General features: G+C 71.4%; 10 protein-coding genes. 7 read left to right on the forward strand and 3 right to left on the reverse strand.

Annotated features, from left to right (window positions below):
- Window positions 1-2: 2 nt before the first annotated feature.
- Complete coding sequence (locus ACS5PM_RS09295) at window positions 3-2,435, reverse strand: putative bifunctional diguanylate cyclase/phosphodiesterase (RefSeq protein WP_439387325.1); 2,433 nt, start codon at window positions 2,433-2,435, stop codon at window positions 3-5.
- Window positions 2,432-3,037: a methylamine utilization protein gene (locus ACS5PM_RS09300; protein ID WP_439387326.1), complete on the reverse strand. Its 606-nt coding sequence runs from the start codon at window positions 3,035-3,037 to the stop codon at window positions 2,432-2,434. The genes ACS5PM_RS09295 and ACS5PM_RS09300 overlap by 4 nt, the downstream gene beginning before the upstream one ends.
- 134 nt (window positions 3,038-3,171) lie before the next feature.
- On the opposite strand from ACS5PM_RS09300, the gene ACS5PM_RS09305 reads away from it, so the two are divergent.
- The 3 genes from ACS5PM_RS09305 (at window position 3,172) to ACS5PM_RS09315 (ending at window position 5,783) form a co-directional block, all read left to right on the forward strand.
- Entirely contained in the window at window positions 3,172-3,579 is a 408-nt protein-coding gene (locus ACS5PM_RS09305; RefSeq protein ID WP_439387327.1) for a thioredoxin family protein, read from the forward strand.
- A 110-nt stretch (window positions 3,580-3,689) separates the two neighbouring features.
- On the forward strand, window positions 3,690-4,151 hold the full coding sequence (locus ACS5PM_RS09310) for a hypothetical protein (protein ID WP_439387328.1): 462 nt from the start codon (window positions 3,690-3,692) through the stop codon (window positions 4,149-4,151).
- A gap of 21 nt (window positions 4,152-4,172) precedes the next feature.
- A complete protein-coding gene (locus ACS5PM_RS09315) occupies window positions 4,173-5,783 on the forward strand; it encodes a Do family serine endopeptidase (protein ID WP_439387329.1) in 1,611 nt (536 codons plus the stop codon).
- A gap of 2 nt (window positions 5,784-5,785) precedes the next feature.
- Here ACS5PM_RS09315 and ACS5PM_RS09320 read toward each other — a convergent pair whose 3' ends face one another.
- Complete coding sequence (locus ACS5PM_RS09320; RefSeq protein WP_439387330.1) at window positions 5,786-6,538, reverse strand: response regulator; 753 nt, start codon at window positions 6,536-6,538, stop codon at window positions 5,786-5,788.
- A gap of 39 nt (window positions 6,539-6,577) precedes the next feature.
- Between ACS5PM_RS09320 and ACS5PM_RS09325 the strand changes: the two genes are divergently transcribed.
- The 4 genes from ACS5PM_RS09325 (at window position 6,578) to ACS5PM_RS09340 (ending at window position 11,856) form a co-directional block, all read left to right on the forward strand.
- Entirely contained in the window at window positions 6,578-8,686 is a 2,109-nt protein-coding gene (locus ACS5PM_RS09325; RefSeq protein WP_439387331.1) for an ATP-binding protein, read from the forward strand.
- Between the two features lie 89 nt (window positions 8,687-8,775).
- Entirely contained in the window at window positions 8,776-9,189 is a 414-nt protein-coding gene (locus ACS5PM_RS09330; RefSeq protein ID WP_439387332.1) for a hypothetical protein, read from the forward strand.
- A gap of 156 nt (window positions 9,190-9,345) precedes the next feature.
- The gene (locus ACS5PM_RS09335; RefSeq protein WP_439387333.1) at window positions 9,346-10,938 is read left to right on the forward strand and encodes a GMC family oxidoreductase; all 1,593 of its coding nucleotides are present in this window, start codon (window positions 9,346-9,348) and stop codon (window positions 10,936-10,938) included.
- A gap of 162 nt (window positions 10,939-11,100) precedes the next feature.
- Window positions 11,101-11,856: a carbonic anhydrase gene (locus ACS5PM_RS09340; protein WP_439387334.1), complete on the forward strand. Its 756-nt coding sequence runs from the start codon at window positions 11,101-11,103 to the stop codon at window positions 11,854-11,856.
- Window positions 11,857-11,897: the final 41 nt, after the last annotated feature.

Raw genomic sequence — 11,897 nt, forward strand, 5'->3', positions numbered from 1 at the left:
GCTCAGACCGCCAGCGGCCGGGGCTCCTGCCTCTCGGCCTGGACCGCCCGGTGCACCCTCGACCAGACCTGGAAGGCCTCGGCCGGCATGGGCCGCCCGATGTGCCAGCCCTGGGCCTGGTCGCAACCCAGGCGCGCCAGCTGCTGCGAAATCTGTTCGTTCTCGACGCCCTCGGCGACGACGCTGAGTTCGAGGTTGTGCGCCACCTCGATGATGGAGCGCACGATCATCGCGTCCTTGGGCACGCGGTCCATCGCGCGGACGAACGACATGTCGATCTTCAGCTCGTCCACCGGCAGGTTGCGCAGCGTGGCGTAGGAGCTGTAGCCGGTGCCGAAGTCGTCGATCGAGAGCTTGAAGCCCAGCGCCTTGAGCGCGTGCAGCGTCTGCATCGCACGCTCGGGGTCGCTCATGATGGCGCTCTCGGTGATCTCCAGGCACAAGGCCTGTGGCGGCACGCCGTGGCTGGCCAGCCGCTGCTCGAGCCGCTCGACGAGGTCGACCTTCATCAGGTCGTGCACCGACAGGTTCACCGACAAGCGGGGCAGCACGCCGTTCGGCAGCCACTGCGCGAGCAGCCGGGCCGCCTCGCCTACCACCCACAGGCTCAGCTCGTGGATGAAGCCGGTCTCCTCGGCAAAGGGGATGAACTCCAGTGGCGGCACGAGGCCGCGCTCCGGATGCTGCCACCGCACCAGCGCCTCGGCGCCGACGAGCGTGCCGTCCAGCAGATGCAGCTTCGGCTGGATGAACAGCCTCAGCTCGTGGCGCTGCAGGGCACGTCGCATCTCCCCCAGCAGCGTCAGCGTGGCGGAGCTGCCATGGTCGAACGCAGGGTCGTAGACCAGCCACCCGGCCCGCCGGTGCTTGGCCTCGTACATGGCCACTTCGGCGCGGCTGAGCAGCGACTCGGCACGTTCAAAGGACGACGGGCCGCCGCCTGCACCTTCGACCTCGTCGAGGGGTGGGACGCCGTCGGCGGTCCTGGGGGCCCTGTCCTCATGCTCGGGTCCGCACGCGATGCCGATGCCACCCGCGACATCGACCGCGCTGTCGTCCAGGCGAACCGGCTGCTCCAGCGCCGCCAGCATCGCCTGGGCGGCGCTCTCGGCCTCGGCGCGGCCGGCGCGAGGCAACATCAGCGCGAACTCGTCGCCCGACAGGCGCGCGACCACCGCGCCCTCAGGCAGGTCCGTCAGGTCTGACAGGCGTTCACCCACCTGCACGAGCAGCCGGTTGCCCATCTGATAGCCGAGCTTGTCGTTGACCTGCTTGACCCGGTCCAGGTCCAGCATCAGCACGGCGGCGGGGCCGGACTGCAGGGCCTGCGCCAGCCGGCGCGCGAACTGACCGCGGTTGGGCAGGCCGGTCAGGTCGTCCAGGTACAGGCGCCTTCGCGTCACCTCGCGCATGCCGTCGAAGGCGATCGCGAGCTCGGCCAGCTCGTCGCGGTGGGGGGGATGCTCGACCGGCGTGTCGAAGTCACCCTGGCCGAGGCGGCGGCTGGCGTCGACCAGGGCTTGCAGCGGCTGGGTGACACGCCGCGCGGTGACGACGGCACCGACGGCAAAGACGCCCGCGCCGACCAGCGTGATGGCCAGCAGCAGCGCCTGCAGACGCCGGTACGGGGCCACGGCGTCGTCGACCGAACGCATCAGCAGCGCGCGCAGGTCGCCGGCCGCGGCGTGCGCCAGCAGGCTGACACGCCCCTCCATGTGCTCGCCGCCGGCCTCGAATTCGGTCGGGCCCAGAAGCGGCAGCGGGGGCAGGCCCTCGGACCAGCCCCCCTCGAGGGTGCTCTGGACGATGCGCAGCGCCTCGCCTGCGGGCTGGGCCATCACCGCCAGGTGCAGGCCGGACAGGGCCAGCAGGTCATCGCCGAGCTTGTGGTCGAGCTCGAAGCCCATCACCACCCAGCCGATCTCGCGCGGCGCCTTCAGGGGCACCACGACGAACTGGTAGGCCCGGTCGCCGACCAGGGTGAGCTGCCCGCTGGCCGGCGGCTGGCCGTTGGCGGCCGCGGATGAGAGTCGTTCGCGCAGCGGCTGCACGGCCTCGCCGCCCCGGCTGCCCGCGACTCGCAAGGTCAGGTCCAGGTCCAGCAAGGCCGTCACGCTGGCGCCGATGCGAGCGCCGTGGTTGTCCAGCGCCGAGCGGATGGTCTCGTTGTCGTCGGAGGCCACCGCGTCGCGGAAACCGTAGTCCGAAGCCAGCAGCGTGGCCGCCTGCTTCAAAGCCTGGGCGTTCTGCTCCAGCAACCGGCCCAGCAGCCGCTCGCCCGTCTCCAGCTGATGAGCCAGGCCGGAGCGCGCGTTGGCATCGATGCTGTGGCGGATGGCGAAGAAGCCGACCCCCTGGACCGCCAGCAGAAGGCCGAGAAAAAGGGTCACGATGCGCCCGGCCAGGCCGGACAGCCAGGCGCGGCGGGCCGTCATTTCACCGGCATCCGGGCCGTGAGGGCCAGGTCGGCAGCGCCTACCGTCACGGGCTGCTCGACCCCGGTCGAGCCGGCCGGCAGGTCGGGATGCCAGCTGCGCAGGAGGTAGGCACCAGGCGGCACGTCGGTCAGCGTGACGCGGCCGGCCGCCGGGGTCTTGGCGTACCAGGGGGTGTCGCTCACGATGACCCAGCCGACCATGGTGTCGTGGATGTTGCAGCCCAGCACGACCACGCCCGCCCGGTCGAACTCGACGGGGTTCTCCGGCCGGCCCACGTACAGCTTGAGCTCGAATTTCTTGGCCGGCGAGAAGGAATAGACGTGGTGGCGCACCGTGTCCTGGTTCGGGAACTGGACTTTGGTACCCACCGGCACGACGGTGACCGTGGGCACGAAGCGCCGGCCCTTCTGGGCGATCTCGACCTGCGCGGAGGGCTTCAGCGCCGGCGGCTTGCCCCCCACCGGCTCGAGCAGCAGGACCGCGTCGGCCAGCGCTTGGCCGGCCTCGCCCTGCACCAGCACCTGCACCGTGGCGGCCTGTGCGCTGACGCTGCCGAGCAGGGCGCTCAGCGAACAGGCGAGGACGAGGCGGTGGGACATGGGCAGGGGTCAGGTTAGTGGCAGCAGGAAGGGCTGTCGCCGCGGATTTCGGCAGCAATCCACACCGACTTGAGCGAGACCCCACGCCCGGGCGGCCCGGCCCGATTTGCCACCCGATGGCAAACTGCCCCGCCATGAGCTCCGGCGCCCGTCCCGACACGCCCTCCTGGCTGGTGGCCTGCCTGTGCGCGGGCTGGTGCCGCACCTGCGACGGCTACCGCGAGGTGATGGAGGAAGCGGCCCGCCGGCATCCGGGCTGGCGCTTCGCCTGGGTCGACATCGAGGACCATGCCGACGCGCTCGACGATGCCAAGGGCGCGGCAGACGACATCGAGACTTTTCCCACACTGCTGGTGGCGTACGGCGGCCAGGCCCGCTTCTTCGGGCCGGTGCTGCCACACGCCGGCGTGCTGGCTCGCCTGTTGGCCCAGGCCGAGGTGGCACAGCTGCCGGTGCTGGGCGATGCGCGCAGCACCCGCATCGCCGAGGCGGCGGGCCGCCTCTGGGCCGAAGGCGCGGCCGACGTGCGCCTGGCCGGCTGACGAACGGCTCCGCCTTCCGTTTCAACTGTCATCGTCGGCCCGCCGCTTGACATAGGCGGCTCATCACCGGGCAGGAAGCTCCGGGCATACCCCATGCCAAGGAGACTGTCATGACGATCGTCCCGCAACGCCTCACCCGATCGCTCGCCACCCTGGCCGCTGCCGCGGCTGTGCTCGGCCCGCTGGCCGCGCTCGCGGCTGAACCGCAGGGCGATCCGCCCTACGTCACCGGCGGCATAGGCGAGCAGGAGGCGCACCAGATCGAGTCCCAGGAGGGGGCCTTCAACGTGCGCATGGTCTTCTCCGAAGGGCCGAAGAACGACTACGTGGCCAACGTCACCTTGCGCATCGCCGACAACCGGGGCCACACCGTGCTCGCGCTGGACGACGCCGGCCCGTTGACCAACGTCCGCCTGCCGCCCGGCCGCTATGCGGTCAGCACCCGCTACGGCAGCCAGGAGCGGCGACACGTCATCGACGTCAAGCCCGGCACGCCGGTGGACCTGTTCATGCACTACCCCCGCCAGACCCCGCAGACGGTGCCCTCGCCGGGCGAGACGGCCGGCCTGTGATCTTCAAAGGACGAGACAACCATGCAAACGCCTGACATGAACCCCGTGACCCCCGCGGCCCCCTACGGCGGCCGGGCCCGGCGCGCGGCCGTTGCCACGGCCGCCGTGCTCGTGCTGGGCGGCTTCGGCCTGCACACCGCCTGGCAGAACGCCCACCAGAAGGACGCGACGCCCGCCGTGGCGGCTGCCAACAGCCAGGCCGCGGCCACGATGCAGCCCGCGCCCGCGGCGACCGGGCCGTCGACCTCGCCGCTACCGGTGGTGCCCGGCGCGCCGCCGGACTTCGCGCAGATCGCGCGGCGCTGGGGCGGAGCGGTGGTCAACATCAGCGTCGTCGGGACGCGCCGCATCGGCGCGGACGTGAACGACGACGGGGCGGCGCAGAACGACGACGAAGACAGCGGGCCCGACGATCCGATGGCCGAATTCTTCCGCCGCTTCGGCGGCGGCCGTGGCATGCCGGGCTTGCCTGGCGGATCGGCCCAGGTGCCGGTGCGTGGCCAGGGTTCGGGCTTCATCGTCACCGCCGATGGCGTGGTCCTGACCAATGCCCACGTGGTCGAGGGCGCGAAGGAGGTCGTGGTCAAGCTCACCGACCGCCGCGAGTTCGTGGCCAAGGTCATGGGCAGCGACAAGAAGACCGACGTCGCCGTGCTGAAGATCGACGCCAAGGACCTGCCCGTGGTGCAGTTCGGCCGGCCCGACGCCCTGCAGGCGGGCGACTGGGTGCTGGCCATCGGCTCCCCCTTCGGCTTCGAGAACAGCGTGACCGCCGGGGTGGTCAGCGCGACCGGACGTTCGCTGCCGAGCGACGCCGCGGTGCCGTTCATCCAGACCGACGTCGCCGTCAACCCCGGCAACTCCGGCGGACCGCTGTTCAACGCCCGGGGCGAGGTGGTGGGCATCAACGCCCAGATCTACAGCCGCTCCGGCGGCTACGAGGGCCTGTCCTTCGCGATCCCTATCGACATCGCGCTGAACGTGCAGAAGCAGATCGTCACCACCGGCCGGGCGCAGCACGCGATGCTCGGCGTGACGGTGCAGGAGGTGAACCAGACCCTGGCCGACTCCTTCCGCCTGCCGCGGCCGACCGGCGCGCTCGTGGCCAGCGTCGAGCCCGACAGCCCGGCCTCCAAGGCAGGGCTGCAGGCCGGCGACGTGCTGCAGCGCATTGGCTCGCGCGACATCATCGCCTCGGCCGACCTGCCGGCAGTGATCACCCTGGCCAAGCCAGGTGACAAGGTGACGCTGCAGGTCTGGCGCAACGGCGAGAAGCGCGACGTCGAGGTGGCGCTCGGCGACGCCGACAGCCACCGCAAGCGCCAGGCGCGCGCCGACGGCGACAGCTCGCAACCCGGCGCTTCCGGCAAAGGCCGGCTGGGCCTCGCCCTGCGGCCGCTGGAGCCCGACGAGCGCCGCGCTGCCGGGGTCGAGGGCCTGGTCATCGAGCAGGCCAGCGGGCCGGCGGCCGCCGCCGGCGTGCAGCGAGGCGACCTGCTGCTCGCCGTCAACGGCCAGCCCGCCAAGTCGGTGGAGGCCGTTCGCGAAGCCGTGACCAAGGCCGACAAGGCGGTCGCGCTGCTGGTCCAGCGCCAGGGCGAAAAAATCTTCGTGCCTATTCGCCTCGGCTGACGTCAGTACAAAGTCTCGACCGACGTTTCGAACAAGTACCCGACCCCGCGCTGCGTGACGATGAGTCGCGGATGCGCGGGGTCTTCCTCGATCTTGCGGCGCAGGCGCAGGATCTGGACGTCGATCGTGCGGTCGTAGACCTCGGCTTCGTGCAGGCGCGACATGGACAGCAGCTGGTCCCGCGTCAGCGGACGGCCGGGCGCGCTGCACAAGGCGGCCAAAAGGCTGAACTCGCCGTTGGACAGCTCCACCGATTCGCCGGCCGGGGAGCGCAGGCGCCGGGTGCGCAGGTTCAGCTCCCAGCCGGCGAAGCGGAAGGCGCGGCGGGTCGAGTCGCGCTCGGGCAGCGTGGCCTGCACCTGGTAGCGGCGCAGCACGGCACGCAGGCGGGCCAGCAGCTCGCGAGGCGAGAAAGGCTTGGTGACGTAATCGTCGGCTCCCAGCTCCAGCCCCATGACGCGGTCGGCCTCCTCGTTCTGGCCGGTCAGCAGCACGATGGGCAGCGTCGCACGCTCGCGCAGCGCACGGGCCAGCTGCAGGCCATCCTCGCCGGGCAGCTTCAGGTCCAGCAGCACCAGGTCGACCGGCTCGCGCTCGAGCACCTCGTTCATCTCGCGGCCGCTGGCCACGGTCGTCACGCGCAGGCCGTGGCCGGTGAGGTAATCCTCCAGCAGCGTGCGCAGCGCGGGGTCGTCGTCGACGGCCAGGACGTGGGGCGTGGCGGCCGGGGTGACCGTGGTGGTGGCTGTCGTCATGGTTAGAGTCGCGTTCAACCCCCGATCCTACGGCCAGCCATGCCTGCCACGCCGCCGACTCCCGTCGCCTCCCCCGACCGCCCGCTCCTGACGCACCGCTGGTGGGCGCATCCGGCCGTGGGCATTGCGCTCGTCCTGTGGGCGCTGCTGGCCGGCGCCCTCGGCCTGGGCCTGTGGCACCTTCGGCAGGACACCCTGCAGACCCAGTCGCAGCTGTTGGCCAGTGTCGCGAGTTCCACTGCCGATGAGCTGCAGCGTGGCGTGCAAGGCGTGGTGCTGGCCTTGCAGGCAGCGCGCGAGGATGTCGACGAGGGCCGGGCCGAAACCGCTGCCCGACTGCGCCGCCGCACCGCAGTGCTGCCGATGGTGCGCGACCTGTGGGTGCTCGGCCCGGACGGCCACGTGCTCGCTGCCTCCACCAACGAGCCGCCGCCGCCCATGGCCGACTATCTGCCTGGCCCGCTGGGGATGGACGAAGACTCGGTGGCCTTCAGCGTGCCATTTCGCGACAGCAAGCATGGCGATGCCTCGGTCGCGCTGGCCATGCGCTGGTGGCGCGGCCACTTCCAGGGCTGGGTGCTGGGCACCATGCCGGCGGGGGCCATGCTGGGCGCCTTCCCGCGCGCGGTGCCGGCGCACGACATGCGCCTGTCGGTGTTGCGGGCGGACGGCCACCTGCTCGGCGGCACGCTGCGCGAGGATCCGAAGTCGCACGGCCCCGAGCCGCGTCCGGTGGAAGAGCTGGACGGCGACAGTGCCGAGCCGGTGGCCTTCGACGACGGCAGCAAGCGCCTGGTCCAGCGCCGCCGCGTCGAGCCGCTGGGGCTGACGATAGTGCTCACGCGCGACGCGCGCGCGGTGCTGTCACGCTGGTCGGACATCCGTCGCCTCGTGGGTTGGGGCCTGCTGGCGATCGCCGCGACCCTGGCGCTGCTGCTGTGGTGGCTGCTGCGCGCCGAGGCCCATTCGCGGCGGCTGCAGCGGCGGCTGTCGCGCGTGCGCACGCTGGAGGCGCTGGGCACGCTGGCCGGCGGGGTGGCGCACGACTTCAACAACATCCTGGCCGCGGTCCTGGGCTACGGCGAGATGGCCCGCGAGGGCGCTGCGGCCGGCAGCCCGCTGGCCCGCCAGCTCGATCAGGTGATCGCGGCCGCGCTGCGGGGCAAGGGCGTGGTCGAGCGCATCCTGGCCTTCAGCCGCGGCACCAGCCGGCCGTCGGCGGTGTTCGCGCTGGAGCCGGTGGTCGAGCAGACCCTGTCGCTGCTGGCCGCCACGCTGCCGGCGGGCGTGCACATCGAGCGCCAGTTGCAGGCCCCCGGGGCCTGCGTGCGGGGCGATCCTGCCGCGCTGTTCGAAGCCGTGATGAACCTGTGCACCAACGCGCGCCTGGCGATGCCGGCGCAGGGCGTGCTGGGCGTGCGCACCCAGCGCCGCCTGCTCACCGAGCCGCGCGAGCTCTCGCACGGCAGCGTGGCCGCGGGCCGCTGGGTGGTGCTGGAGGTGAGCGACACCGGCGAAGGCATGTCGCCGGTCACCATGGAGCGGCTTTTCGAGCCCTTCTTCACCACGCGGGGCCAGCTGGGCACGGGCCTGGGCCTGGCCGTCGTCCACGGCGTGGTGCAGGACATGGGCGGTGCGATCGACGTGCAGAGCCGCCCGCGCGCCGGCAGCCGCTTCAGCCTCTGGCTGCCGGACGTGCCCGCCTCGCCCACGGTCGACGCTGTCCCCGCGCCGGCGACCGGCGAGGCACCCCAAGGTGCCGGACAGGCGGTGCTCGTGGTCGACGACGAGGCGGCCCTGGTCGCGCTCGCCGAGGAGAGCCTCGCCGAGCTGGGCTACGAGCCCGTCGGCTTCACCGACGCGGAGGCGGCGCTGGCCGAGGTGACGGCGCAGCCCGGGCGTTTCGACCTGGTGCTGACCGACGAAGTGATGCCCGGCATGAACGGCACGACGTTCGCGGCCCGGCTGCGCACCTTGCGGCCCGACCTGCCGGTGCTGCTGATGAGCGGCTTCGGCGGAGCGCAGCTGCAGCAGCGGGCCGCGGCAGCCGGCGTGCGGCAGGTGCTGGCCAAGCCCCTGGAGCGGACCCACCTGGCACGGGCCATCGCGGCGGCGCTGGGCCCTCCGCCACCCGGCAACGGCGTGTGACAACTGCAATCCGGCCGCACGAGAGCAGAAACACGGGCACAGCATCGCCAGCGGAGCATCGCCTCATTCCTCGCTGAATGGAGGCCTGCATGTCACACGTTATGTCATCGTCCCCCTGGCGCCGCCCGCTGGCCGCCACCGCGCTGGCCCTCGGCCTGGCGCTGAGCCTGAACGCCTGTGTCGTCGCGCCGCCTCGCGTGCACGCCGCCGTCGTGGCCGAGTACCCGGCTGGCCCGATGCCGGCGCCCATCGCCGAGACCGCACCGCCGCCGCCCGCCGCGAGCGGCTGGTACTGGGTCCCCGGCCATTGGGTCTGGGGCCCGCACCACTGGCACTGGATCTATGGCCACTGGGTGAACGAGGTGGTGCCGCCGATGCCTGCGGTGGTCCAGGAGGCCCCCGCCGGCCCGCCACCCAGCGCCGCCCACGTCTGGATCCGTGGCCACTGGCGCTGGGGCGGCCATGGCTGGCTGTGGGTCGGAGGAACCTGGGTCCTGCGCTGATGTCCGTGGGCCGCTCCTGCCGGATCGGCTCTTCTGCTGGACGGGCCCGGGAGCTCCACTTAAGTTGGTGACTCTAGATTTCGCAGGTGCAGCCCCCAATGGACGGAGGTAGCCTGCCGCGCATCCAATCCACGCCGTCTGGCGTCTGGGGTGTGCATGGAGTTCGACTATCTGGTGATTGGCGCCGGCTCGGCTGGCAGCGTGCTGGCCGGCCGCTTGAGCGAGGACCCGGGCTGCAGCGTGGCGGTGATCGAGGCAGGGCCGCCCGACACCAGCGCGCTGATCCACTGTCCGGCGGGTTTCTCGATGATGGCCAAGCTCAGGCGCTCGATCTGGGCCTTCGAGACGGTGCCGCAGCGCGGCCTGAATGGCCGGCGCGGCTACCAACCCCGCGGCAAGGTGGTGGGAGGGTCGAGCTCGGCCAACGCCATGATCTACATCCGGGGCCAGCGCGAGGACTACGACGAGTGGGCCGCGCAGGGCAACCCCGGCTGGGGCTTCGCCGACGTGCTGCCCTACTTCATGAAGGCCGAGCACAACGAGCGCGGGAGCGATGCGTGGCATGCCACGGGCGGCCCCCTCAACGTCGCCGATCTGCAGCAGCCCAATCGCTACACCTCGGTGTTCGTGGAGGCGGGTCGCCAGGCCGGCCTGCCTGTGAATGCCGATTTCAATGGCCCCGACCAGGAAGGCGTCGGCATCTACCAGGTCACCCAGCGTCGCGGCGAGCGCTGCAGTGCGGCCAAGGCCTATCTGGCCCCTGCGGTGACGCGGCCCAATCTTCAGCTGGTGACGGGGGCCCAGGTCCTTCGCATCGTGCTGGAAGGGCGCCGAGCCGTCGGTGTCGAGCTGCTGCAGAACGGCCAGCGTCGCGTGCTGCGGGCTCGGCGTGAAGTGCTGCTGTCCGCCGGTGCGCTGCAGTCGCCGCAGTTGCTGATGCTGTCCGGCATAGGGCCGGCGGCGGAGCTGCAGCGCCACGGCATCGCCGTGAACCATGCCCTGCCCGGCGTGGGCGCCAACCTTCACGACCATCCGGACGTGATCCAGGTCGTGGACACGCCTCGGCTGACCGACTTCTTCGGCGTGTCCTGGACGGGGCTGGCCAATGCCTGGCGCGGGGTCGGACAGTGGAAGCGCGAGCGCAGCGGAATCCTGACCACCAACTTCGCCGAAGGCGGTGCCTTCCTGCGCAGCGGCCCGGATGCCGCCACGCCGGACCTGCAGCTCCATTTCGCGATCGCGAAGCTCGTCGACCACGGGCGCAAGACGGTCCTGGGCCACGGTTACTCGTGCCATGTCTGCCTGCTGCGGCCCAAGAGCCGCGGCACGCTCACCCTGGCCAGCGCGGACCCGCTGGCGCCGCCGGTGATCGACCCCGATTTCCTCGGCGATCCGGACGACGCGGCCCGCATGGTCCGCGGCTTCAAGCTGATGCGCCGCATCTTGCAGCAGCCCGCGCTGGCGGCACTGGGGGGCCGCGAGTCCATCGCCTCGGCCCCTGCGCAAAGCGATGCCGAGATCGAGGCCTTCGTGCGCAACCATGCCGACACCGTGTACCACCCGGTCGGCACCTGCCGCATGGGCCGCGACGAGGGAGCGGTCGTCGACGCGCGACTGCGGGTGCACGGCCTGCAGGGCCTGCGGGTGGTGGACGCGTCGATCATGCCGAGCATCGTCAGCGGCAACACCAACGCGCCGACGATCATGATCGCCGAGAAGGCGGTGGACATGGTTCGCGAGGACGCCTGAAGGCCAGCGATGTTTCTTCGCCATTTCACCCATTGGCTTCGGGGTGACTAGACAGGCGTTCATCCCAGGGCGGTAGCGTGTCGACCGGCTGAGCTCTGGCGCCCACCCCCGGGCGCAGGAGCAGTCGACACCTTCCCTCACTCGCCATCGCACCGAGGCCCTATGAAAACCCGCTTGACCCTGATCGCCGCGCTCGCACTCGGCACCATCTTCACCGCACGCGCCGAAGGCACGCCGCCGCACTGGAGCTACGCCGAACACGGTGGCGCCGCTCACTGGGCCGAGCTGGACAAGTCCTTCGAGACCTGCAAGCTGGGCAAGCACCAGTCGCCGATCAACATCGTGACCAAGGCCGTGAAGCCGGCCGCCGATGTCACGCCGGTCGCGTTCGCCTACACGGCCGGCGCCGGCGAAGTGGTCAACAACGGCCACACCGTCCAGGTCAACCTCGCGTCCTCCGGCGCCATCACGCTGGACGGCACCGAGTACAAGCTGGTGCAGTTCCACTTCCACACGCCCAGCGAAGAAAAGGTCGACGGCAAGGCCTACCCGCTGGTGGCCCACCTGGTGCACAAGAGCGCCGACGGCAAGCTCGCCGTGGTCGCCGTGCTGTTCAAGCAAGGCAAGGAGAACGCGACGCTAAAGCCCGTGTTCGCCAAGCTGCCTGCCAAGGAAGGCGACAAGGTCGCGCTCGAGGGCACGATCGACGTGGCCGCCCTGCTGCCCGCCGACCATGGCTACTACTCGTTCCCGGGCTCGCTCACCACGCCGCCCTGCAGCGAGGAAGTGCGCTGGCAAGTGCTGAAGACGCCGGTCGAGGTCTCGGCCGCCCAGCTGGCCTCGTTCCACCAGCTCTACAAGATGAACGCCCGCCCGGTGCAGCCGCTGAACGAGCGGCAGGTCGTACTGGTCAAGTAAGGGCACGAGCCCGCGGAGCGGGTGACGCCAGGGACTCCTGG

This window comes from Ideonella flava (genome assembly GCF_051857595.1).
GTDB lineage: Bacteria > Pseudomonadota > Gammaproteobacteria > Burkholderiales > Burkholderiaceae_C > Ideonella.